Here is a 23,882-nt window from a genome sequence, read left to right on the forward strand (position 1 = left end):
CACGAGAGGAGAATCGTGAGAACACACAACCTGTTCATCAGCCACTCGTGGGGTCACTCGGACGGATACGAGAAGCTCGTGGCCCTTCTCGAGAAGAGAACGTACTTCCGGTTCAAGAATTATTCGGTACCTCGCAATGACCCCATTCACAATGCGAATGACGACGATGCCTTACGACGGGCGATTCGGACCAAGATGCTTCCCTGTGGCGTTGTACTGGTGCTGGCAGGGGTATATGCCACCTACAGCAAGTGGATCGATGCCGAGATCGGGCTGGCCAAGTACGGCTTCCGCAACCCCAAGCCCATTGTGGCCATCGAGCCATGGGGCAGCGAGAAGACCTCGCGCCTGGTGAAGCAATCGGCAGACAGGGTGGTGGGATGGAATACGGAGAGCGTCGTCGGGGCGATCCGGGAGCTGGATTGATGGCTGCGAAAGAATCCAAAGAAGCCTTGGAACTCTACAAGCTACATGCGGAGCTTGCGGACAAGGTGAGCCAGCGACGTGATGGTGCCAACCGGACTTACTTCAGTGCACTGGTCGGTCTAATGCTGTTCATGGGCGGCTTGCTGAGGTTCGGTGAGACGAGTTGGCAGGCCGGGTTGTTTCTATGTCTGGTGGGGTTCGTGGGCGCTTCGCTGGCTATCTCTTGGGACCGCGTTATTCGTTCCTACGCGCAGTTGAACGGCGGCAAGTTTAAGGCATTGCTGGAGCTCGAGGAGAAACTGAGCTACCAGTTCTTTCAACGGGAATGGGGCTTGTTGGGCCAAGGCGAGGAGGCTGATGGGTACCTGAAACTCACCACGGTTGAACGAGTTACACCCTGGTTGTTCTTCGGGCTCTACGTCGTGGTGCTCGTCTTCGGCATAGCTTGGCTCGTGATCTCGACATGACCGCCCCCCTCCCTCCGGGACTCCGTGCCCGCCTCGGCACCGTCATTCAGGAGGCGCGCCGCACCGCCGAATCCGGCGCGCGCCAAGCGCTCAAGGCCCTCGCCGTGGACCGCGCCAAGCCCTTCGACTCCATGTCGCTCACCGAGAGGGCCCAGCGCAACGCGCTCCGAAACCGGGGCCGCCAAGCTGGTGACCGGATCGACGGTGCCACCCGTGCGCAGCCGATCGCCCGCCTTGCCCACGAGGTCGCCTACGAGCACTGGCACCGCATGCTCTTCGCGCGCTTCCTGGCCGAGAACGACCTGCTCATTGCACCACAGTTCGGAGTGGCGGTCTCGCTGGATGAGCTGCGGGATCTGGCCCGCGGCGTAGGAGCGGACCCCTGGGAGCTGGCGGGCGAATGGGCGCAGGAAATGCTCCCCGAGATTTTCTTCGCGGGCGACCCCGCGCTCGATCTCGCCCTCGCGCCGGAGATCCGCCAAACCCTTGACGAGTTGATCGAATCGCTTCCCGCAGAGGTCTTCACGGCGCAGGATTCGCTTGGGTGGACCTACCAGTACTGGCGCTCCGAAGAGAAGGACCGCGTCAACGCGAGCGGCGTGAAGATCGGCGCGGATGAACTTCCCGCCGTGACCCAGCTCTTTACAGAGCGCTACATGGTGCTTTTCCTGCTGCACAACACCGTGGGCGCATGGTGGGCGGGCAAGGTGCTCGCCGCCAACCCCGCGCTCGCCAGCTCGGCACCGGACCAGGCCGGGCTGCGCAAGCGGATACGGCTCGGGAGTGGTGGCGGATACGACTTCGACTACCTGCGCTTCGTGCGGGCAAGGGCGGAGGCAGACGAGGACGACGAGCGGACCGGTCTATGGCGTGCGGCGGCGGGATCGTTTCCGGACTGGCCCCGGGCGGCGCGGGATCTTCGGGTCCTCGATCCGTGCTGCGGGAGCGGGCATTTCCTGGTCGAAGCGTTCGAGCTTCTGGTGCGGCTACGCATGGAGGAGGAGGGACTCTCCGTATCCGACGCCATCCGAGCGGTGCTGTCCGAAAACATCTTCGGCCTTGAGCTCGACCCGCGCTGCTCCCAGATCGCGGCCTTCAATCTGGCGCTGGCGGCATGGCGGATGGCGGGCGAACGGATCGAGCTCCCCGCGCTGAACGTCGCGTGCTGCGGGATCGCGCCCGAGGGAAGCAAGGATCAATGGATGCGCCTCGCGGACGAACTGGAGGGGATGACCGGGTTGGCGGAGGATCCCGACCTGTTCGGCGCGGAACCGTCACTCCCGAGCGGACCGTTACAGGCGGGGATGGCCCGCTTGCATCGCCTCTTCCACCAAGCACGCGAGTTGGGGTCGCTGATCGATCCGGAGGTCGTCGGGGCCGATCTTCTCAGCGCGGGCTACGATGACCTCAAGAGGCTTCTCGATTCGGCGATCGGGCGCGAACGAAGAGGCGCAGGGCGCGACGAACGGGTGGTCGCGGCGGCGGGAATGGCGCGCGCTGCGGAGATCCTGACTGGGCGCTACACGCTGGTGGTGACCAACGTGCCGTTCCTGGCGCGTGGGAAGCAGGGCAACCGGCTGCGCGACTTCGCCGAAACCCACCACGGCGACGCGAAGGGCGACATTGCAACGGTGTTCGCCTCGCGGATCTTCCGCTGGCTGGGCGACCATGGCACACAGGCGCTGGTGACGCCCCAGAACTGGCTCTTCCTGACTAGCTACCGGAAGCTGCGGGAGCGGCTGCTCAAGAGACAGACGTGGAATGTGGTAGCGCGGTTGGGGCCGGGCGCGTTCGAGACGATCAGCGGTGAGGTTGTCAACGTCGCGCTGGTCGTGCTGTCGGCGGGAAAGCCGGAGCCGGATTGGGAGATGGCGGGGGTGGACGTGTCGTCGCCCCGGGGTCAGCCGCCGATTCGGGCCGCGGAAAAGGCAAGGCTGTTGGAGCGTGGGTCGGACGTGCTCGAGTCGGTTCAAGCCGATCAGCTGGAGAATCCGGATGCGGTCGTCCTGATGCGGCCGGTGGGCAAGGGGAAGTTGCTACGAGACTTGGCAGGTGGTTGGCAGGGAATTGCGACCAGCGACTACCCCAGATTTGGTCGGTGCCATTGGGAACCCGCGTGGCCGAGCGGTCCTGAATGGCGACTGCAACAGACGAGCCCACACGCGTCTCAGCACTTTGCCGGTCGCACCCAAACCATCCTTTGGGAAGACGGAAGTGGTCAGATTACGGAAGTCTGCCAAGCTGGTGCCACTTTCAGGGGAAGGGAAGCTTGGAGTCGGCAGGGTGTCGCCGCAGGCCAGATCGGCGCTATTCCTGTCTCGATCTTCCTAGGCCAAGCATTCGACAACAATACCGCAGTCCTGACGCCCAACTGCGACGAGCACCTCCCCGCCGTCTGGGCCTTCTGTTCATCCCCCGAATACGCTACCGCGGTACGCGAATTCGACCAGAAGCTAAACGTCACCAACGCCACCCTCGTCAAAGTCCCCTTCGACCTCGACCACTGGACCAAAGTCGCCGACGAGCGGTATCCCAACGGCCTGCCCGAACCCTACTCCGACGATCCCACCCAGTGGATCTTCCACGGAGACCCCTGCCGGAGCGTCGTCTGGGACGAGGACGCCAAGCTCACTGCGCACGGGTCCGTCCGCTTCGACCATACCGTGCTTCAGATCGCCGTCGCTCGCCTCCTCGGTTACCGGTGGCCCGCCGAGCTCGATCCGTCCATGCGCCTCGCCCCCGAACAGCGCGCCGTCGTGGAGGCTTGTTCCACCTACGACGAATTCGCCGACGAGGACGGCATCGTCTGCCTTTCCCCGGCGCGCGGCGAGGTCAGCGCCGCCGACCGACTACGCGCGCTTCTCATTCGCTCTTACGGCGACGAGTGGTCCGGAGCCACCGAACGCAGGCTGCTCGCAGCGACCAACCCGACCGGCCGTGCGCCCAAGTCGCTCGAAGACTGGCTTGCGACCAAGTTCTTCGCCGAGCACTGCAAGCTGTTCCATAATCGCCCCTTCATCTGGCACATCTGGGACGGGCGCACGGACGGCTTCCATGCCCTCGTCAACTACCATCGGCTTGCGGGTCCCGACGGGCAGGGCAGACGCACCCTCGAATCGCTGACCTACGCCTACCTGAACGACTGGATCGGGCTTCAGCGGGCCGAACAGCGCGACGGCGTGGCGGGGTCCGACGCCCGCCTCGCGCACGCCATGGACCTCCAGCAACAGTTGGAGCGGATCCTCGAAGGCGAGCCCCCCTTCGACATCTTCGTCCGCTGGAAGCCACTCCACGCCCAGGCGATGGGCTGGGAACCCGACCGTGACGACGGAGTGCGGCTGAACATCCGGCCGTTCATGCGCGCCGAATTGCGGAAGGGTGGGCGGGCCGGTGCGGGGATTTTGCGCATGAGGCCGACAGTCAGGTGGGGCAAGAACATTGGGAAGGAGCCGGAGGAGCCCCGGCCGCCCGAGGAGTTTCCGTGGTTCTGGGGGTGTCCGGGTGGGGGGAGCACTGAGGCGCGGACGGACTTCGAGGCGTTGGAGGATGCGAGATTCGATGGTAATCGCTGGAATGACCTGCACTACACGCGGGAGGCGAAGCGGAGGGCGCGGAAGCGACATGTCCGAAACGGCGCGGAAACGGGGTCAGACCCATGACCATGACGAGAGTCGAGATCGAGTCGCTTCTTGACCGCTTGGAGGATTGCACCGCCGAGGAACTGGAAGGCCAGCACGTCGACTTCAAGGAATGGGGACGCGGCAATTCCCGCGAGCAACTCCAACGAGTGGTCAGGGCCGCCGTGTGCATGGCGAACGGCGGGGGCGGCACCGTGGTGTTCGGCGTCGCCGATGGGGTGACGGGACGGGGCAACGCGGTGGTCGGCGTCCCCTACCACGTGGGCACGAATCCGCTGCGGCGGCACGTGTACAATGGCACCGACCCCAAGCTCACACCGGTGTTCGAGGAGATCGAAGTCCCGGAGGGCACCGGGCGACTGATCGCCATGCATGTCCACCCGGGCATTCCGCCGTATACGGACACCGCAGGGCGGGGAGCAGTCAGGGTGGGGAGCGATTGCCTCCCCCTCACGGGATCGCTGCTACGGCAACTCGACGAGGAATCGGCAGGTAGCGACTACACGGCCCAGCCGGTCGATGCTCCGCTCCAGAGCGTCTTCTCGGCGGCCGCCATGGAGGAACTCAGGGCGGTAGCGAAACGAGAGCACGCATCGGATGCCCTCCTCGAACGCGACGACAAGGATCTGCTGGAAGCAGTCGGAGCAACGGAGGCGGACAGGCCTACGCGGGCCGCCATACTCCTGGCCGGTTCACGCGCCGCGATACGCCGTCACGTGCCGCGATGCGTTTGGACCTATGTTCGCATGGCTTCGAGCACCGACTACTCGGAGCGTGCCGACGGCCACGATGCGATTCCCGTGGCCGTGGATCGCATGATCGCACGAATCATGGCCCACAATCCCATTGAGACGGTACGCGAAGGCGTCTACCACTACGAGCACCGCACCTATCCGGAAGTGGCTCTTCGCGAGGCCGTGCTCAATGCGTTCTGTCACAGCGACTACCGGATCGGTTCGCCCCGGTTGGTGAAGCAGTACGCCGACCGCATCGAGATCACGAGCCCCGGCGGCTTCCTGGGCGGCATCACGGCGGAGAACATCCTGCACCACAGGCCAATCACGCGAAACCCTCGTCTGGTGGACGCGCTGGTTCGGCTCAGGCTGGTCAATCGAACCAACCTGGGAACCGAGCGCATGTACCACGCCTTTCTGGTTGAGGGAAAGCGGCCGCCGGTGATCGAGGACATCGGGGGTGCCGTACGAGTGACGTTCCGCGCCTCCCGGTTCTCCGTGCCGTTTCACGGCTTCACCCTGGCAGAGAGCCGGAGCGGAAGAATTCTCACCGTGGACCATCTTCTGGTCCTGAACCATTTGTCACAGGACCCGGAAATCGGGTTGGCGGCCGCGGCCCGGTTATGCCAACGCTCCGAGGAGCAGGCGCTCGAAACCTTGGGGGTGATGGAGGCCGACTTCGGATACATTGAACGCATTGGGTCCGACGAAAGCTGGACTCTGACCCGCGAGCTTCGTCAGCGCATCTTGGTCGAGGAGGAAGAGGCGGAGGACTGGGCGGCGTTGAAGGGCCGCGTACTCCGAATCATGCGCCGTTGCAGCGAAATAGGAGATCCACCGTTGGCAAATCTGGACGTACGACGGATCACCGGTCTCGACCGCCATCAGGTCAGGCGTCTCATCGGTGAGCTCAGAACCCAAGGGCTCGTCACTTTGAGCGGACGCGGACGTGGCGCTCGATACGTTTACGTCGGTCCGCATGGATCGGCGCAATGAGCGGGGTGGTGCGACCAGAAGCGCCATCTGGAGCCATCGCGGGTGTCCGTCCGTCGGCAAAAGACGCGACGCCGAACGCAGTGCGCGTTTCCGTGCGCATTGGTGCGCCTACAAAGCGACCACAAATGCAATCGACCCATTGTTCGCGCATTTCTGACGGAATCGGACCACGAAATGCGGTCGAAATGCGAAAGCCGCATTCTCGCCCGCGTTTCGGTGAGCGGTGAACCTCCGCCAAGTGACCGGTTTTGCGCAGGCCTCCCGTCCGATGTGCGTGCCGCCTAAAGCCATGCGCTGTCGAGCGTTTCAACGGATATGCGCGCCGCCGCCCCCTGATATGCGCGCCGGTGCCGGGGCTTTGCCCCGGCACCTCCAACCGTTCGCCCCTCGTTTGGAGAAACACTAATCTACAGCCCATGACCGCGCTCGATCTCCTCGCCGCCGCCATCCGCGCCAAGGTGGGCGTGTCCGGCAGCATGGTGCCTCCCGCCGCCATCCTGTGGCCGGACGCCAGCCAGGATTGGCGTCGGCTCCTTCCCGCCGCACGTTCGCGCATCCCGGAACTGCTCGTGCTTGGCGACTACCGCCCGGACGACCGCACCGGCCCCGCCATCTGGCTACGCTGCGTGATCGACGGAACGATCGAGCTCCCGGACGTTACCGGCGACGGGCCTCCGGTCGTCTACCTGCCGGGGATCGAACGGGGACAGCTTCGCGCGGGCGAGGACTGTCCCGAACATCTCCGACCCCTCGTCGAACTCCTGTACCGGGGCGTGCCTTGGCACCACCCCAACGGACGCGACTGGAGCGTGCGCGCGTTTCTCACGCTTCGCGCCGCCGGGGTTCCCGCAGGCCCCGGCCTCGACATCGCGGGCGACTCGGAGACACGCGAGGCACTGCTGCGCGCCATCGGCGAGGTCGCGCAGACGCCCTTGGACGAGTTGCGAGGGCGCCGGCTCGACGCCAACGCGTTCAACCAGATTGCCGGCGTCGAGATCGAGCGCGACATCCTGCGCTGGATGGGCGATCCGGCGGCGAGCCGCAAAACGATGGGGGATGCGCGCTGGGACGCTTTCCGCGACCAAGCGCGCAACGTGCTCAAGTTCGACCCGGAGGCCGGGTCCGACGTGGAGGCCGGTGCGAAGCTCGCCCAGGGCAAGGGAAGGTGGAGGGCGGTGTGGTCGCGCTTCCGTGAGGCTCCGAAGTCCTTCCAAGGCGTTGCGGAGGTGCTCCGAAGAAGCCGACCGCAAGGCGAACTCGTGCTCGAAGGCCGCGACCGTTGGCCGGATCTCAACGATGAGGACGAGATGTCCGTGCGTGCGGCGCTCGGCGGGTTGCCGGGTCTCTCGCATCCCGACGCCTGCGCGGAGATCGAGCGGCTTGAGGCGGAACACGGCCAGCGGCGCGAATGGGTATGGGCGAAGATGGAAGAAGCGCCCCTTGCGGAAATGCTTCGCCCGCTGGCTCGCCTCGCCGAGGCCGTCGGTAAGTCGGTCGGCGGCGCGGCCCCGGACGACATCGCGCGAGTCTATGACGAACGGGGTTGGCAGGCCGACCGGAGCGCACGCGAAGCTCTCGCACTCGCCAGACCCCAGCACGAGGAGTTGATCGCCGACGCGGTTCGCCACCTGACGAAGCCATGGCTGAACCAATCGGCCCAGGCCTTCCAGGCGGCGGTCAGGGATCACCCGCTTCCGTCCGTCCGCACCGGATCGGTCAAGGAACCCCCCTCGACCGCGTACACGGCGACCCACCCCACCGTCGCTGCCGCTCCCATGTCGCCCGTTGCCGCCACCGAACAGGAGTGCCTGCTCTTCGTCGATGGTCTCCGCTACGAGCTCGGCCGCTGCCTCGTCGAACGCCTCCGGGAGCGCGGCTTGACCGCCGCGATCCGCTCCCGCTGGGCCGCCATTCCGACCGTCACAGCCACCGCCAAGCCCGCGGTCACCCCGGTCGCGGACCGGATCGCCGGCGACCGCTTGGGTGCCGACTTCCAGCCGGTCGTGCGTGGATCAGGCCGCCCCGCATCCGCCGGCACGCTGCGAGAAGCCATGAGAGAGCGCGGCTACGAGATCGTTCGCGACGATGCCCTGGATCTCGGCCCTCCGCCCGCTGCCCGCGGCTGGCGCGAGACCGGCCGGATCGACCACCACGGCCACCATCACGAAGCGGCCGGGTTCGCACGACTGGTCGAGGATGAACTCGACCGGCTCGTGCGCCGCGTCCTCGAACTCATCGAAGCCGGATGGACATCCGTCCGCATCGTCACCGATCACGGCTGGCTGCTCCTGCCGGGCGGACTGCCCATGGTCACGCTTCCGGGGCATCTGACCGAGTCCAAGTGGGCCAGGGCGGCGGTGCTTGCGGGAGAAGCCAGGCCCGATGCTCCACTGCACCCGTGGCATTGGAACCCGGACGAGTGCTTCGCATCGCCTCCCGGCATTGCCTGTTTCAGCAAACGGCCCGAGTACGCGCACGGGGGCCTGAGTGTCCAGGAGTGCCTGATCCCGGACATCCGCATCAGCGCTAAGGCGGCGGACGGGGGAATGGCGCACGTTGGGCTTCCCCGCACGGTCATCCGATCCGTCTCCTGGCTCCGGATGCGGTGCAATGTGATGGTGGACAGCCCCGGAGCGGGCGCCACGGCCGACCTTCGCCTCGGGAGCTCCTCGGGAAAATCCGTCGCATCCAGCCCGAAGGCCATTGACACGGACGGATGCGCCAGCCTGATCCTGCGCGACGAGGACCACGAGGACGCCGCGCTGGTTCTCGTTGTCATTGCCTCCGATGGACGCGTCCTCGCCCACCGGACGACCCGAAGGGGAGACCCTCCCGCATGACCGAGCGCAGCGAAGCCATGTCCGCCGCCGACTTTCGGCTTGACGACCTTGACCACGCGGCCAATGAGGCCTTTCCCGGCTACCTGGTCCGCAAGGACCTCGTGCGCCAGTACGCAAGGCAGTATCCCGTTCCGACGTACGTCGTCGAGTTCCTGCTGGGGCGATACTGCGCGAGCGTCGAACCGGCCGAGATCGCCGAGGGACTCGATATCGTGAAGCACCAGTTGGAAGGCCGCACGGTCCGTCCCGCCGAACGCGAGATCTTCAAGTCCCGCGCCCGCGAACAGGGCTCGGTGCGACTGATCGACATCGTGCGCGCGCGCTTGGACGCCAAGAACGACTGCTATCTGGCGGAACTGCCGAGCCTGGGCCTCCGGGACGTGCGGATCGGCACGAAGTTCGTCGTCGAGAACGAGCGCATCCTCGCCGACGGCTTCTACGCCGAGGTCACGCTGGAATATGACCCGGTCATCGCGCAGGAGAGACAGGGCCGCCCCTTCAGCATCGCCGCCATGCGTCCGATTCAGATGTCGAGTCCGTCTGTGCTCGATGTGCTGGCGAAGGGGCGGCGGAGCTTCGGCACCGAGGACTGGATGCGCCTCCTCCTCCGCTCGACCGGTCTCGAGCCCGACGCCCTTGGGGAACGAGCGATCCAGGTCGCCATCCTGCGCCTCATTCCTTTTGTGGAACGCAACTACAACCTCGTCGAACTCGGACCGCGCGGCACCGGAAAGAGTCACGTCTACCAGCAGCTGTCGCCGTTTGCGCACCTGCTCTCGGGCGGCAAGGCGACGGTGGCGAAGATGTTCGTGAACATGGCGAACGGGCAGCGCGGCCTGGTCTGCCAGTACGACGTGGTCTGCTTCGACGAGGTGGCGGGGGTCTCGTTCGACCAAAAGGACGGCGTCAACATCATGAAGGGGTATATGGCGTCGGGTGAGTTCAGCCGAGGCAAGGAGAGCATCCGCGCGGAGGGATCGCTGGTCCTCGTCGGCAATTTCGACGTGTCGGTCGAACAGCAGCAGCGAATCGGGCACCTGCTCAGTCCGCTCCCCACGCAGATGCGCAACGACACCGCCTTCCACGACCGCATCCACGGCTACGCACCCGGCTGGGACTTTCCCAAGCTCAATCCCGCCGAGCACCTCACCGATCATTTCGGGCTCGTCAACGACTTCCTGAGCGCCTGCTGGACGAAGCTGCGTGACACGACCCGCCTCCCGATCCTGCAGAATCGCATCTTCTGGGGCGGCGCGCTTTCCGGCCGCGACATCGAAGCCGTGCACAAGACGATATCCGGCCTTCTCAAGCTGCTCTTCCCCGATCCGGAGATGGAGGTCGAGGATGGCCATCTCGAATGGATGGTCCGGCTCGCGCTCGAATCGCGGCGGCGGGTCAAGGAACAGCAGAAACGCTGCCTCAAGGCCGAATTTCGAAGCACTCACTTCTCGTACACGCTAGGGGTTGACGGGACGGAGAGTTTTGTGGCCACCCCGGAGTTGCGCAGCGACGAAGCGATCGAAAGCGACCCGTTGCCGCCGGGCCAGGTGTGGGCGATCGGGCCGGGCGTGGAAGGGAGCGGGCCGGGCCTCTACCGCATCGAGGTGGTGGTGGGAAAGGGTTCTGGGGGCGCGAAGATCCTCAATCATCCGGTGCCGCCGGCCTTTCGCGAGAGCGTGAAGGTAGGGGAGCAGAATCTATACACGGCGGGGAGCGCGCTGGTGGGAGACCGCGACCCGCGCGGTCACCAGTACACGATTCAAATGCAGCCTCGCGACAACGAGCGGTCGGGTGCCGGGCTGGGGCTGCCGGTGCTGGCCGCGTTGGTGGGAGGGCTGCTGGAACGCCGGACACGGGGGGCGACCATCGTCGCCGGACCGCTCAACCTGGGCGGGTCGCTGGAGCGGATCCCCGACCCTGTGGCCATCGCCGAACTGGCGGTGGACAAGCAGGCGACCGTGCTACTCATGCCGGTCGGCTCGCGGCGCGAATTGATGAACCTGCCGGACGATCTCTGGACCAAGGTGAACATCGAATTCTACCGGGACGCGGAGGACGGCGTGTTCAAGCTGCTGGAATGAGTGGGGGCGGTCGGACTTTGCGGCTCTCTTGGAGGGCCTCTATGGCAAGATCCGGCGGCCCCTCTTGTGCGGCTCGGTGAAGTCACCCGGGCGAGGCGATGCGCTGCTCGCTCGGTTTACCCTGACTCTGAACGCTCGCCAGCCACGATCATCCAGAGTTCGCGGAGGAGCAGGACCGCAGCTGAGAATCGCCTTGGCCAGCGCAAGACACGGACCACCAACCCCGGGGCGCACGAACAGGATCGACATGCTTGTAGAACAACTAGCTCTATCGAGATCGGCGTGGCGTCGACTCCGACGAGAACTGCGGCAGCGCAGCGTCGCGTCATGTGCCTCAGCGGTTGGAGGACTCCTTACGGTGGCGCGCCTCGCTCCATATGGCGTCAGACTAGAGACCCTTGCCCATCTCGTTGTCGCCTACTCACGAGGACATCAGTCGCTCTCTCAAAAGCGCGCGCGTCGCTGGTTGGGGCGCGTGTTGGCCGACTCCCGTGCCGCTAGAATGGAAGATCCACCGGAAGACGTGTTTGTTTCCAACGTGCATACGCGCCGGGGAAACTACCGACTATTCCCGGGCGGATGGGAATCGGCCCATTCGAATCTCCAGCAACTCCTGGATTCCATGTTTCTGCAGTCCCATCCAGAGTCCTGGGTCGCCATTACCGAGCCCGTCGACAGCCTCCTCCGGCTAAGCGACGCCATGGCCGAGCGCGCGGGTGTTGAGCGTTGGACTCCCCCGGCTGCTACGTCTCCTTCAGGTCCATTGGGCCGCCTTCCCGACCTTCGGTCTCTACGGGGGCGCGTGTCCTTCAGCAGGGAAGACCTGACAGCACTTGGGATCCGACCGGTTGATCTAGACCCTTTCATCCTCTCGGAAGCCCATTGGTCTTCGATCAACCGCAGCCGAATCAGTGAGTCGGAACTCACCCGACATCCTCTCATCCGCGTTGAAGGGCGTGTGATCTGCGTGTTGCCCACAGCCATTAGCGTCGCTGCCCGTCACCACGTCCTAGAGCAGGCAGCCCACGGCGGTCGCTTGAAGGAATTGAGAGCGAAGCTTGAGCGTTGGCAGGAGGAACTCCTCTTCAGTGAGGTCTTACCACGCATGGGGGCCGCAGAGCACTCGGTCCCTCACCCCGAGCGCATCTCGCTGGGCGACGATCATGCGACCATCGCGGAGGTTCAGTTGGACGAGACCACCGTCGCTCTGGTGGGTCTGTTCCACGACAGAGTACCTGACATCTTGGAGAACGGTCTTGACTCGATGATGCAGCATTTGTTGGCGTTGCAACATGGTTTCGTCAACCGCATCAAGGAATTGGCCGAGGAGCACGACTCGGTCTTTGGATGCCTCGTTGTAGGCGGTCTCGGTCGTTCATGGGGATTCCCAGTGCCCACCCTTCCGGCGCGTGCCTCACTTACAGCAATCCACCTGGCCGATCTTGAGACGCTTGCGTCAGTAGAGGAGGCAAGTCTCCTACGATTCATGAAGCTCGTTCAGCACGAAGAATGGCTTCACAGTCAAGGCGTAACGATCGTGAACTTGAGTGGTCCGCTGAATCTCTTTGCGTTTTGGGAGTCTAACGGATACAGCCTCATTCCGGACTACCTCTATCTTCCCGAGACCAACGGGCGACTCTTGATCCCGAGTGACTCTCTCCGGGACCTACGGGTCCGCGCGCGGGTGAATCGTGACCGTCATGGCGTCCGAGCTCCAGATGTAGATGGTCAGTTTGTCGCGGTTGAGAGGCTAACGCCTCACGGGTTTTTTCCCTCGCAAGCCCGGAGACCCATCTACGCAGCGCCCCACGCCTTGACCGCCAGACATCTGGCTGGGATCGTTGAGGGTCAAAGCCTCAGGATATGGGTGTTGACGAGTGGGCGCGGCCTTCCGGCCATCCTTCGGCATCAAGCTTATGGCATCTGGGCTGCGTTGCTACAGTGGCTTGATCGAGCGCGAGGCTTGCTCCCCACTGCAAAGGCTGAAATGCTGACGGCCGTGGTTCGGATTCACATGGAAGAGCCGAGCGAGTGGGCGCGTCAGCTGTCAGAAGGAATCACCCTAGCGCCGGCGAAACCTAGAGTGGCCGCAGGACCATCTGAAATTGCCGTGCGCATCTCCCCAGGCTTCTTGGCGCTGCTAGACCGAACCGAGAACGATGGCGAACGCTCCCTGCTAGTCGCTGTCGTTAGCGCATTGTTCACAAGGATAAAGAGAACGCCTGAGGTCGAGTCGACAAGGCTGGCGCAGCAGGTTGTCGAGGGAGTAATGCAGGACCGAGACGCTCGTGAAATACACATGTTTCGATCCAGAGGACCAACGGACCACCTACCCAATCGACCAGGGCCTGTTCCGAGGCTCATCCAGCCAGAAGATGTCTCTGTAGCACGGGTCGGGCTTGCTTGGAAATGCCTGGAGCGGCAGAGGGAGGGCAGGATTGTGGAGGGGGATAGCGCCCAAACGTTGCTGCATTGCTGTGTCGATGCACTCTGGCTCCTGATCCGCGAACGCCTGTCGAAGCTGGACCGGCTCTCGATCATAGGCTTGGCCATGCGGAACCTTGAGGCCATCCATCATGAACGGCAACAGTGGCGTCTGACGGCACGAGCCGTGCTGGCGCTGAACGAGACTCGGGAGGAGACCCTCCGTATCGCTGCTGATCGGGAGGGTGAACGGACTGTTGCTGCCGTCTCCTTCAGGGTGCTTATCGAGATGGCCGCCGCGAGCGGCAACCGAGGCAAGGGAAACCCCGCTCGATGGGCTGAACTCGATCATCTCAGTGCTCATGTATCGGCACTTCTTGGCCTGGCCTCACACTCCGATGCTATTCGCGGACATCTGGCTGAGCCGGTGGTGGGTGTAACAGAGGCGGGCAGACTCCAGTTCGACCGGGAGTACATCGGCGAATTGCTCAGACCGTTTTCTCGCCGTCGGCTTGATCGTGAGTACTTGGAGTACGCATCCAACTACGAGGACTACCGGGATCCGGGCGGTGGCAACAACGGATCGTCTCGGTTTACCGAGGACTTCGCGAGCGCCTTCAAGGAGGAGTTCGGCGTGTCGATAGAAGGCTTGCTGGAAACCGTCGGTGCCCTCCTTGACTTGGCAGCCGACGAAGAGAGACTGGTTGTACGCCGTTCGGCAACCACGTTGCAACGGCGGGTGAGGCGAGCACGTGGCTTGGCGCGTAGCGACGTAGCGAACGCACTAAGTTTTCTTACCCTCCCAAGTCGTGACCGATGGGATTCAACGCCGAAAGGTTATAGCGACAAGGATTGGTATCCGTGGCGTTTCCGACGGCGGTTGTCGATCGCACTTGCGCCTCTCGTTGCGCTTGGCCAACGACCTGAAGACGACATCGTCTTTGGCGCAAGCCAACTCCCCGCGAGTGTCTCGTACCGCTTGAACGGGCTGGGAAAAGGGTACTTCCCGTCCGAACACTTTGCCACTGGTGCAATGCAGCGCTACGTGGGCGATACAAGGCGGCGTCAGGGGCATGACTTCGCCTTGCGGGTCGCTGACGTGCTGGGCACGATCGATTGGCACACCGACACCAACGTTGAGATGTCGTCACTTGGAGCACCGGCGGAATTGGGAGACATCGACGTGTTGGCTTGGCGTCGGGATACGCGTAGGCTGCTTGTCATTGAATGCAAGTCGCTGATTCCACGTGGCAACACTTACGAGTTGGTGGAGGAGCTACTGGCATTCCGTGGCGAAGCTAAGGATCGACTTGGCCGACATCTGGCCCGTGTGGAGTGGCTATCCGACAACACACGAGTACTATCGAGATGCCACACGCGCGCCGGACAACCTCCGCAGCTCACGCCGCTCTTCGTCACGAACCGTGATGTACCGATGCGTTACGTGGACACGCTTCCAGTGCCGCCGGAGGGCTTCCAGACCATCGACGAACTTCGCGAATCCATGGCGGATGGCTAGTGGAGAACGACTCGTTGACTGAGGCTGCTTCGCGCCACCGAGGCGAAACCGAGACCCAGCCAGCGGTATCAACCCGGGATGCTCGTGCTCGGCGCGCCAGAGGATCGTCCCGCCCTCGAAGTCGATGTCGAACCACCGAAGCTGGCGGATGGCTCCGATGCGGTGGTCGGTCTAAACGCGCACGGCCCAAAGACGCGGATCGTGGTGACGCAGGCGCCCTGAGGGACTCCCGCAAGCGTCTTGATGCTGCGGTGATCGCGTCGAGTGGCGACGCTACCTCGATGAGTTTGCGTCCGCGGCGCGGTCCGGCTTGCGTCGGCGGCCCCACCCATTGCGTCAGGCTCCCCACACCGTGACCCGGGAGTCGCCCAAGTCGCGTTCCTCGCGGAAGATCCTCTCCGCCCAGCTTCTGCCGGGGCGCAAGTCGAAGATGACGAGATGGCCCGCGGCCGTTCCGCTGATGTCCATGTAGCGCTTCGTCTGTTCGAGTCCCTCTTCGACCGTTCTCGACAGGGAGCGGCCCTCCTTCACGAGCTTGCACTCGACGACGGCCCGGTCCTCCCGTCCGCCCTCCCGGGGCCAGACGACCAGCAGATCCACGCGGCGGCTCCCCAGCGCGTACTCACGCTCGATCCGTCCCGTGGCGTTCACGACGCGGTGCAGAAACGCCTGAAGCACCAGCTGCGGGCCGGCCTCGGTGTACTGCGCGCGCCGGATCCAATGCTCGGAGTTCTGCCGGAAGAACTCCTGGAAGGCGGCGAGGAGGCGGTCCATGTCCAAGCTTCCGTTGGGGTGGACATACCACGCAGTCTCCTGGGGTGCAATCTCGTGCTGAAGGACCCACGTCAACTCCCGTGGGAGCACCTCGCCGTAGATGGGATTCGCCACCCGCAACGTGCGACCCGGCGCGACCAAGCCAAGGTCGCGCACGTACTCGAAGTCGCGGTCGCTGTACTCGGCGTCCCCGCCGCCAAGCAGGGGCTCGATCACTCGACGCACGCGCGGCTCGCGCAGCTTGTCCGCCAACTGGTCAAGATGCGTGTCGCGGCGCAGGATCAGCGCCTCGCGCGAAAGGAAGACATCGCTCTCCGTGAAGGCTTCCCCGGGCTCCCTGGGAACCCCCGCCGAAAAGCACATCTCCAGAGCAAGCGCGTTGACCAGCCAAGGCTGGCCGCGGGTCTGCTCCCACACGGCCCGGATCGCCCCGGGCGCGAACCCCTGGCCGGTCTCGTCGGTGTGCTGCCCCAGCAGATCCTCGACCTCGGCGCGCCCGAAGTCCCCCATCCTCAGCGACGTGGCTTTGACGTTGAAGGCGCTCCCCCCCGTGATGACCTCTTTCTCCGAACCGGCCCGAATGCGGTAGTCGCGCACGTCCCGCACTCCGCACAGCACCACGCTCTGGGGGAATCCCTCGGGCCGGCGCACGTACCCCGCCCGCAACTGCCGTAGCACGGACACCAACGTGTCGCCCACCAGCGAGTCGATTTCGTCGATCAGAAGCACCAGTGGCGCGCGGCCGGCTCTCGTCCAAGTCTCCAGCAGAGTGCCGAGCACGTCGTCTGGACGCCGGGTCGTGTCGAGCGCCTCCGCGGCTTCGGCCGTGGCGTGATCGTTCAGCGTGTATCTGGCCTCTCGGGCGATTTGCGACGCGATCGCGCCCATCGCGCGCCCTACGTCCTCTCGCGCCGTCTGGGCGGGCTCGACATTGATGTAGGCGCAACGGTACTCGCCAGCCTCGCCGCCGTTGAGCAGGCCGCGCAGCGCCAGCAGCGCCGTGGTCTTGCCCGTCTGCCGAGGAGCGTGCAGCACGAAGTAGCGCTCCTCCCGGATCAGTTCGAGGACCTCCGGCAGAGCGATGCGATCCAGGGGCGGGATGTGGTAGTGGAGCGCGGGCCGAATCGGACCCGCAGTATTGAATTTTCGCATGGGGGTAAACGTGGTCGGCGCACGCGGGGTGGGCAAGCACACCGATGTTTGCGTTCGGGAGTGGCCTGAAGGTCACGCCCTAGGTTACCGAGGCCAAGGGGTCTCCCGTCAGTCCTCTCCGCTACGTCCTGGCCGTCGATCCCGGAAGGGCGAAGTCGCTCGCATGGCATCCGCCTTGCCAGCATTCGCACGGACCCCAGCGAGAGCCTCGTCTCCCAACTCCGTCTTCCGACCGCGCCCGGCCCCGGCTTGCCGGTTGCCGCCGAGGGTCGAGCTGAACATCCGCAGCCGCTGCTCCAGAGTCTCGGGCAACGGCACCCGCATCTCCCGACCCAACCTTCTGTCCAGTGCTTTCCCGCGTGCGCCCGATGCGCTCCAAATGCCCTCCATTTCAACCGCATTTCCGGCGAATTGGGGACGGCGGACCCAGACGCGAGCCAACAGCAAGAAATGCAGATCGTACACTCCCAGTTGAACTTAGGAGATATTATGCCGTGATTCGCAGCCGGTTTTCAGCCGTTTTGGGAGCAGGGGGTCGCCGGTTCAAATCCGGCCGCCCCGATTCCGCAGGACCTCCCTTTCGATCCATCCCCTGGCCCCTCGGATCGCCTTCGCTCGATGGCTCGTCGCCATCTTCACCGCCGCGGGCAACTCCGCGTAGGTGCGGTCGTGGCCTTCCGGGACGAACAGCGGGTCGTAGCCGAAGCCGCCCGAGCCCCTCGGTTTGCGTGCGATTCGTCCCCGCACGATGCCCTCCACCACTTCGTGGCACAGATCGTCGGTGAGTGCGACTGCGCACCGATAGTGCGCCCCTCTGCGCTCCTCCGCTACACCCTCCAGACGCTCGAGCAGCCAGCGGTTGTTCGCTTCGTCCCGTCCCCAGCGCGCGACCCGGTCCGCCGGGGCGAAGCGTCGCGTCCGCACCCCGGGGCCGCCTCCGAGCGCATCCACGCAGAGGCCGGAGTCGTCCGCGAGCACGGGAAGTCCGGAGCGACGATGAAAATACTTCGCCTTGGAGAGGGCATTGCGCGCGAACTTATCGAAGGGTTCGAGCTCGTCCTCTTCCTCCGACTCGGGGAGGCCGAGATCTGCCGGGCCGAGCAAGCGGATCGGGAGGTCGGTGAGAAGACCGCGGATTTCGCGGAGTTTGTGGGCGCTGCGCGTGGCCACGAGGACCGGGGGCGGGTTCAGTCCGCCCAAAGACTCTCCGCCGTGAGACTCTCCGCGAACGCCGGGTAGACCCTCCACAGGTATCCGCCCATGACGAAGGCCGCGAGCACGTTCCCCACCAGGATCGACCACCACGCAAGTTCCTCGAGAATCCATCCGCCCAGCATCGCGACCATGGCGATGAAGAAGACCTCGAACACCACGAACAGGACGATGATCCCGAGCGCAAGCGGCGGGAATCTGGACACCTGTCGGGCCAGGCCGGAGACCGCGACGCCGAACAGGACGAAAAAGGCGAAGTGGGCGAGCGTGTACCCGAGAATCGGCGCGAGGGAGATCTCCACCGCGACCGGCGTGGGCGCGCCGCGGAAGAGGACCGTGGCCAGCGCCGCCGGCGTATAGAGGGGTTCCCGGAGGACGGTGTCGATGATGAGGAACCAGAGCGCGACGACGAGCGCGCCGAGGAGCCCGGCGTAGATGCCGTGCCGCGTGACCCGGTGGGTCTGGAGGAAGTTCATCATGCCCACGATGCCGGGTTCGGAACTCACCCAGTGCATGTGGGTGAACATCACGACGCCGGCGAGGGCGTTCCCGAAGAAGACGGCGGGCCAGCCCGGCGCGGACATCACGAGTCCGGAGGGCGCCCGGATAAGTCCAACGTAGAAGGCGAGCGAGCACACGAAGAGGCCGTACAGCGCGCCGATGAACACGTTACGGGGGACGCCCGCCCACTGCACGAGCGCCGCCGCCAGCATCCCGAGCCCTCCCCAGACGGCGAAGTGAATGATGGTGAAGCCCGAGATGATCCCGATGGAGGGCTCGACCTCCGCCCGGCTGATGAGCGCCCCCCACAGGAAGGCGGGCGTCTGAAGCGGGGTCCCCTGGCCGAGGTCGTAGAAGTAGAAGAGTACCGCGAGGACGAAACCGCCCAGCAGGCCTCCTACGAGCCCTGCCCGGATCCTCCGCCTGAGCGTCAGCATGGCCTCAGCATACGGAGTCCGGGTCGGTGCGCGCCGCCTCCCATTCGCGTTGCTCTTCCAGGGCCTCCTCCACCTCCCGCTCGCGTTGTCGGCGGCGCGCCCGGAAGATCCCGCCTCCAATCACGACGAGCAGGAGGTAAGGCATCGCCGCCATGAAGACGAACATCAGGAGGTATCCCGCCTGTTCGTTCGGGGTATGCTGCATCTGCGTGGCCGCCGCGAGGGAGGCGAAGGTGTTCAGCACTTGGCCGCTACAGCTTGTCGAGGACGAGCACCGCCATCAGCAGTGGAAGGTAGAGGATCGAGGCCCGGAACAAACCTCGAGCGTTGGCCGACGATGCGGAACGGGCGAACCGGATCGCGGCCAGGAGGAAGAGGGCTCCGAGGGCAAGCGCGACCCCAAAGTAGACGGCCCCCGTGAGGCCGAGGACGCTGGGGACGAGGCTCACCGGGATCAGGGTCAGGGCGTAGAGCAGCGCCTGGTGGCGCGTCTGCCGGCCCTCGAAGTCGCCGACGGAGAGCATGCGGAGGCCCGCCGCCTCGTAGTCGTCCCGCAGCAGCCACGCCAGGGCGAGGAAGTGCGGCAACTGCCAGAGGAAGAGGATCCCGAACAGCGCCCAACCCCCAGGACTCAGTTGTCCTGTGGCGGCAGTCCAGCCGCCGAGGATCGGCAGTGCCCCGGGCACCGCGCCCACGACAGTCGAAAGCGAGTGCACCCGCTTGAGCGGCGTGTACACGAGGTCGTAGGAGATGAAGGTGGCAAGGGCGAGGCCGGCGGTGATCGGATTGACCGCGACCCACAGCCATATGATCCCCGCCGCGGCCAGGCATCCCGACACGACGGCGGCCGACGGCGTTCCGACCCGCCCGGCCGGCAGGGGCCGCGAGCGCGTCCGGACCATGAGCGCGTCCACATCCCGCTCCAGCACCTGGTTCATCGCGCTCGTGCCTGAGGCGACAAGGGCCACGCCGATCATGGCGTGGGCGAAGAGGGCGAAGTCGAAGCTCGCCGCGCCGAGGAGGTACCCGGCGGCCGCGGTGACGACGACCAGCGCCGTGATGCGCGGCTTCGTGAGCTCCAGGTACGAGGGAAGCGTCCCGAGAACCGAGTGGGCCCGTCTCGAGATCCCGCCGAGCGGGATCCCGCGGGCCTTCAGAAGACTCCCGGCTTCCACGGCGAAGTCGGCGCTTACACGTACTCCATCATGATCGCGATGATCATGATGGCCACCGCCGGCAGGGGCGCCAGCGCCACCAGTCGCAGGCGGTTGGGCTCGAACTTCAGATGCATGTAGTAGAGCGCCACCAGCAGCGCCTTCCATGCGGCCATGACGAGAAGCGACACGACGATTATCCACTTCGCGATGTCCAGGTAGACCACCCCCACCTCAAGGGCCGTGAGGATGGCCAGGTACAGCCAGATGAGCATGTACTTCGGGTGCTCGTGCGCATGATCGTCCGCGGCGCTGGCCGCGTGTCCGGCTTCACTCATTCGTTCGCTCCGTAGCTCTCGGTCACCCACCGGTCCGTGACGGCTAGATCAGGTATACGATCGTGAACAGGATGATCCACACCAGGTCCACGAAGTGCCAGTAGAGCCCGAGCACTTCGATGCCGTGCGTGTTGTCCGCCCCCCAGTGCCCCCTGTAGGCGCGAATCGTGGCCCACGCGAGGCAGATCACGCCCAGCAGGACGTGGAAACCGTGGAATCCCGTCATCGTGTAGAAGGTGGCTCCGTACAGTCCCGCGGCCGGCGTGAACCCCTGGCTCCCCTGCCAGGATTGGTGCAGGACGAGTTCGGTATACTCGTAAACCTGTACACCGAGGAAGGTGGCGCCCAGCAGGGTCGTCGACAGGAGCCACAGCTTGATCCCCTTCTGGTCCCCTGCCTGCGCGGCCGCGAACGCCTTCACCATCGTCACCGAACTGCAGATGAGAAGGAAGGTGTTGAACGCGGTGATCGGGACAGCCAGCACCTCGTTGGGCTCCGCCCACGTATCGGAGGCCCCGAAGCGGAGTACAACGTACGAGCCGATGAGGCCGGCGAAGAACATCACCTCCGAGCACAGAAACACCCACATGCCCACCTTCTGGGTGTAGACGTCGAGCCCTCTCTCGGGGACCCGGCCTGCGGTCGCGGCGTGTGCCATCTCGTCTGATCCCTTCTTATGCGATTAGTGGCTGCCGGCGGCCGGGCTCACGACATCCGGCCGTTCGTTCTGCGCCAGCCAGTCCTTGTCCTCCACATCCGGGTGGCTGTACTCGTGCGGCCCGTGGTAGACGACGGGGATTTCCTCCCAGTTCCCGTGCTTGGGCGGCGACGGCGTCTGCCACTCCAGCGTCGTCGCGTTCCACGGGTTCGCCTCGGCCTTCTTCCCCTTCTTCAGGCTCCAGAAGAAGTTGAACGCGAACAGGAAGCCCGACGCGAAGAGGATGAACGCGGACCACGAGATGAGCGCGTTGGAGTCCTCGATCCCCTGCAGGTGCGCGTAACCGGTGGAGTCGTAGATGCGCCGCATCATCCCCACCATCCCCACGCCGTGCATCGGGAAGAAGACAAGGTTGAAGAAGACGAAGGTGAGCCAGAAGTGGATCTTGCCCATCGTCTCGTTCATCATCCGGCCGAACATCTTCGGGTACCAGAAGTAGATCGCGCCGAAGAGCGCGAACAGGCTCCCGCCGAAGAGCACGTAGTGGATGTGGGCCACGATGAAGTACGTGTCGTGGATGTAGATGTCGACCGGTGTCGAGGCCATGAACACGCCCGACAGGCCTCCGATCGCGAACATCGCCACGAACCCGATCGCGAACAGCATGGCCGTGTGCAGCTGGAGGTTCCCCCGCCACATGGTGCCCATCCAGTTGAACGTCTTGATCGCCGAGGGCACGGCGATGAAGAGCGTCGAGACCGTGAACGTGAGCCCCAGCATCGGGTTCATCCCGCTCTGGAACATGTGGTGGCCCCACACGATGAAGCCCAGGAAGGCGATCGAGACGAGCGCCAAAACCATCGCCTTGTAGCCGAACACCGGTTTCCGCGACCCCACCGAGAGGATCTCGGAGGTGAAGCCCATGGCCGGGAGGATGAGGATGTAGACCTCCGGGTGGCCGAAGAACCAGAACAGGTGCTGCCAGAGGAGCGGCTGTCCCCCGCCCTCGGGGAGGAAGAAGCTCGTCCCGATCGTCTGGTCGAAGACGAGCATGATCCCGGCCGCCGACAGCACCGGCATGGCGAGCAGCGCGAGGATGGCCGTGATGAACAGGGACCAGATGGTCAGTGGCATGCGCATCCAGGTCATCCCGGGGGCGCGCATGTTGATCGTCGTCGTGATGTAGTTCACCGATCCGAGAATCGATGAGAGCCCGATGAAGATGAGCGCCACCAGCCACAGGATCTGTCCCAGGCCGACGCCGGTCAGGTCAGGACGGGCGCTGAGCGGGGCGTAGAGCGTCCAGCCGGCCCCCGCCGCGCCTCCCACCACGAAAAAGCTGGCCAGGGTGAGGATCCCGGCCGGCACCATGAGCCAGAACGAGAGCATGTTGAGCCGCGGGAACGCCATGTCGTGCGTCCCCAGCTGGAGCGGGATGAGGTAGTTCGCCCACACACCCACGAGCATCGGCATGATGGCGAGGAACACCATCACCGAACCGTGCATGGTGACGAGGGCATTGTAGAATTCGGGCAGGATGTACCCGCTCGCAACCATGGTCTCGGGGAAGATCCCGCCCAGCGGCAGCTCGCCCCGCGCCGGCCACGCGATCTGGTATCGCATGAGCATCGCGAGCAGTCCGCCGATCATGAGGAAGAACAGCGTATAAAAGAGGAACTGGATCGCGATGACCTTGTGGTCCGTCGAGAATATGTACTTGCGCAGGAACGACTGCTCGTGTTCCTCCTGCAGAATCGCCTGCCCCGTCGCCTCCGCTACGATCGTCGCCATATCAGCCTTTCTCGATCACTGGGCGGTCGCCTGGCCAGCCTGCCAGGCGTCGAATTCCGCCGCGCTGTGCACGGTTACGCTCGCCATCATGTAGTAGTGGCCCAGGCCACATAGCTCGGCGCACGCGATCTCGAAGTTTCCGGTCTGGGTCGCATCGAACCACACCGGGATGGTCATGCCGGGCACCGCGTCCTGTTTCACCCGGAGTTCGGGGATGAAGAAGGAGTGGATCACGTCCTCGGATTCGAGCAGGATCGTGATGTCTTCGTTCACCGGGAAGTGGAACTGGTTGCGGACCGTGAAGTCGTCCCCCGTCCCCAGCGCCCGGTCCATGCCGGGATAGGTGATGTTCCACTCGAACTGCTTTCCGACGACGAGGAACTCGAGCGCGTCCTGCGGCCGGTTGGAGCTCCCCTTGATGTCGTCCCAGACCATGGCCGAGTAGGCGCCGAGGATCGCGATGATGATGGCCGGGATCACCGTCCAGATGATCTCGACCTTGTTCGATCCATGCGTGTAGTGCGCCCTCGCTCCCTCGCGCCCGCGGTACTTGATGCAGAACCAGAGGATGCCGCCCTCCACGAGGACGAAGGCAATCCCGGTGATGACGAGGATGATCCAGAACAGCTGGTCGATCACGATGCCGAATGTCGAGTAGTTCGGGGGCAGCGCCCAATCCACGAGCTATCTCCTTCCAGGTGATCCCTTCAAATGAACGGAACGCGAGCGGGACCGGACGG

Annotated in this window: 17 protein-coding genes; 8 read left to right on the plus strand and 9 right to left on the minus strand. The window is 64.7% G+C overall.

Going from position 1 to position 23,882, the window contains the following annotated elements:
* Positions 1-15 precede the first annotated feature (15 nt).
* From ACOOGH_RS06115 to ACOOGH_RS06150, 8 genes are all read left to right on the plus strand, one after another.
* Entirely contained in the window at positions 16-426 is a 411-nt protein-coding gene (locus tag ACOOGH_RS06115; RefSeq protein WP_420448076.1) for a TIR domain-containing protein, read from the plus strand.
* Complete coding sequence (locus tag ACOOGH_RS06120; RefSeq protein WP_420448077.1) at positions 426-893, plus strand: RipA family octameric membrane protein; 468 nt, start codon at positions 426-428, stop codon at positions 891-893. The genes ACOOGH_RS06115 and ACOOGH_RS06120 overlap by 1 nt, the downstream gene beginning before the upstream one ends.
* Positions 890-4,552: an Eco57I restriction-modification methylase domain-containing protein gene (locus ACOOGH_RS06125; protein WP_420448078.1), complete on the plus strand. Its 3,663-nt coding sequence runs from the start codon at positions 890-892 to the stop codon at positions 4,550-4,552. Before ACOOGH_RS06120 ends, ACOOGH_RS06125 begins: the two co-directional genes overlap by 4 nt.
* Positions 4,549-6,261: an ATP-binding protein gene (locus tag ACOOGH_RS06130; RefSeq protein ID WP_420448079.1), complete on the plus strand. Its 1,713-nt coding sequence runs from the start codon at positions 4,549-4,551 to the stop codon at positions 6,259-6,261. The genes ACOOGH_RS06125 and ACOOGH_RS06130 overlap by 4 nt, the downstream gene beginning before the upstream one ends.
* 416 nt (positions 6,262-6,677) lie before the next feature.
* Positions 6,678-9,101 carry a BREX-1 system phosphatase PglZ type B gene (pglZ, locus tag ACOOGH_RS06135; RefSeq protein WP_420448080.1) on the plus strand — a complete coding sequence of 808 codons (2,424 nt, stop codon included), beginning with the start codon at positions 6,678-6,680 and terminating at the stop codon, positions 9,099-9,101.
* Positions 9,098-11,182 (plus strand): BREX system Lon protease-like protein BrxL, encoded by a 2,085-nt coding sequence (gene brxL, locus ACOOGH_RS06140; RefSeq protein ID WP_420448081.1) that lies wholly within the window; start codon positions 9,098-9,100, stop codon positions 11,180-11,182. Before pglZ ends, brxL begins: the two co-directional genes overlap by 4 nt.
* A gap of 1,036 nt (positions 11,183-12,218) precedes the next feature.
* A complete protein-coding gene (locus ACOOGH_RS06145) occupies positions 12,219-15,125 on the plus strand; it encodes a hypothetical protein (protein WP_420448082.1) in 2,907 nt (968 codons plus the stop codon).
* A gap of 84 nt (positions 15,126-15,209) precedes the next feature.
* A complete protein-coding gene (locus tag ACOOGH_RS06150; RefSeq protein WP_420448083.1) occupies positions 15,210-15,347 on the plus strand; it encodes a hypothetical protein in 138 nt (45 codons plus the stop codon).
* 114 nt (positions 15,348-15,461) lie between these two features.
* On the opposite strand, the gene ACOOGH_RS06155 is transcribed toward ACOOGH_RS06150, so the two are convergent.
* The 9 genes from ACOOGH_RS06155 to coxB form a co-directional block, all read right to left on the minus strand.
* A complete protein-coding gene (locus ACOOGH_RS06155) occupies positions 15,462-17,051 on the minus strand; it encodes an AAA family ATPase (protein ID WP_420448084.1) in 1,590 nt (529 codons plus the stop codon).
* 543 nt (positions 17,052-17,594) lie between these two features.
* Positions 17,595-18,251: a non-canonical purine NTP pyrophosphatase gene (locus ACOOGH_RS06160; RefSeq protein ID WP_420448085.1), complete on the minus strand. Its 657-nt coding sequence runs from the start codon at positions 18,249-18,251 to the stop codon at positions 17,595-17,597.
* Positions 18,239-19,201: a hypothetical protein gene (locus ACOOGH_RS06165; RefSeq protein WP_420448086.1), complete on the minus strand. Its 963-nt coding sequence runs from the start codon at positions 19,199-19,201 to the stop codon at positions 18,239-18,241. The genes ACOOGH_RS06160 and ACOOGH_RS06165 overlap by 13 nt, the downstream gene beginning before the upstream one ends.
* A 4-nt stretch (positions 19,202-19,205) precedes the next feature.
* Positions 19,206-19,445: a hypothetical protein gene (locus ACOOGH_RS06170; RefSeq protein ID WP_420448087.1), complete on the minus strand. Its 240-nt coding sequence runs from the start codon at positions 19,443-19,445 to the stop codon at positions 19,206-19,208.
* A 7-nt stretch (positions 19,446-19,452) separates the two neighbouring features.
* Positions 19,453-20,376 carry a heme o synthase gene (gene cyoE / locus ACOOGH_RS06175; RefSeq protein WP_420448088.1) on the minus strand — a complete coding sequence of 308 codons (924 nt, stop codon included), beginning with the start codon at positions 20,374-20,376 and terminating at the stop codon, positions 19,453-19,455.
* A 14-nt stretch (positions 20,377-20,390) separates the two neighbouring features.
* Positions 20,391-20,693, minus strand: a complete 303-nt coding sequence (locus ACOOGH_RS06180) for a cytochrome C oxidase subunit IV family protein (RefSeq protein ID WP_420448089.1) — start codon at positions 20,691-20,693, stop codon at positions 20,391-20,393.
* A gap of 43 nt (positions 20,694-20,736) precedes the next feature.
* On the minus strand, positions 20,737-21,351 hold the full coding sequence (locus ACOOGH_RS06185) for a cytochrome c oxidase subunit 3 (RefSeq protein WP_420448090.1): 615 nt from the start codon (positions 21,349-21,351) through the stop codon (positions 20,737-20,739).
* A 24-nt stretch (positions 21,352-21,375) separates the two neighbouring features.
* Positions 21,376-23,142, minus strand: coding sequence for a cytochrome c oxidase subunit I (locus ACOOGH_RS06190; RefSeq protein WP_420448091.1), 1,767 nt, complete (start codon positions 23,140-23,142; stop codon positions 21,376-21,378).
* Between the two features lie 15 nt (positions 23,143-23,157).
* Positions 23,158-23,823 carry a cytochrome c oxidase subunit II gene (gene coxB, locus ACOOGH_RS06195; RefSeq protein WP_420448092.1) on the minus strand — a complete coding sequence of 222 codons (666 nt, stop codon included), beginning with the start codon at positions 23,821-23,823 and terminating at the stop codon, positions 23,158-23,160.
* Positions 23,824-23,882: the final 59 nt, after the last annotated feature.

This window comes from Candidatus Palauibacter sp., assembly GCF_965213655.1.
Classification (GTDB): domain Bacteria; phylum Gemmatimonadota; class Gemmatimonadetes; order Palauibacterales; family Palauibacteraceae; genus Palauibacter.

Excerpts from the sequence above, each read along its gene's own strand:
- ACOOGH_RS06120 (WP_420448077.1), top strand. The coding sequence starts at position 426 with ATGGCTGCGAAAGAATCCAAAGAAGCCTTGGAACTCTACAAGCTACAT.
- ACOOGH_RS06125 (WP_420448078.1), top strand. The coding sequence starts at position 890 with ATGACCGCCCCCCTCCCTCCGGGACTCCGTGCCCGCCTCGGCACCGTC.
- ACOOGH_RS06130 (WP_420448079.1), top strand. The coding sequence starts at position 4,549 with ATGACCATGACGAGAGTCGAGATCGAGTCGCTTCTTGACCGCTTGGAG.
- pglZ (WP_420448080.1), top strand. The coding sequence starts at position 6,678 with ATGACCGCGCTCGATCTCCTCGCCGCCGCCATCCGCGCCAAGGTGGGC.
- brxL (WP_420448081.1), top strand. The coding sequence starts at position 9,098 with ATGACCGAGCGCAGCGAAGCCATGTCCGCCGCCGACTTTCGGCTTGAC.
- ACOOGH_RS06155 (WP_420448084.1), bottom strand. The coding sequence starts at position 17,051 with ATGCGAAAATTCAATACTGCGGGTCCGATTCGGCCCGCGCTCCACTAC.
- ACOOGH_RS06165 (WP_420448086.1), bottom strand. The coding sequence starts at position 19,201 with ATGCTGACGCTCAGGCGGAGGATCCGGGCAGGGCTCGTAGGAGGCCTG.
- ACOOGH_RS06180 (WP_420448089.1), bottom strand. The coding sequence starts at position 20,693 with ATGAGTGAAGCCGGACACGCGGCCAGCGCCGCGGACGATCATGCGCAC.
- ACOOGH_RS06185 (WP_420448090.1), bottom strand. The coding sequence starts at position 21,351 with ATGGCACACGCCGCGACCGCAGGCCGGGTCCCCGAGAGAGGGCTCGAC.
- ACOOGH_RS06190 (WP_420448091.1), bottom strand. The coding sequence starts at position 23,142 with ATGGCGACGATCGTAGCGGAGGCGACGGGGCAGGCGATTCTGCAGGAG.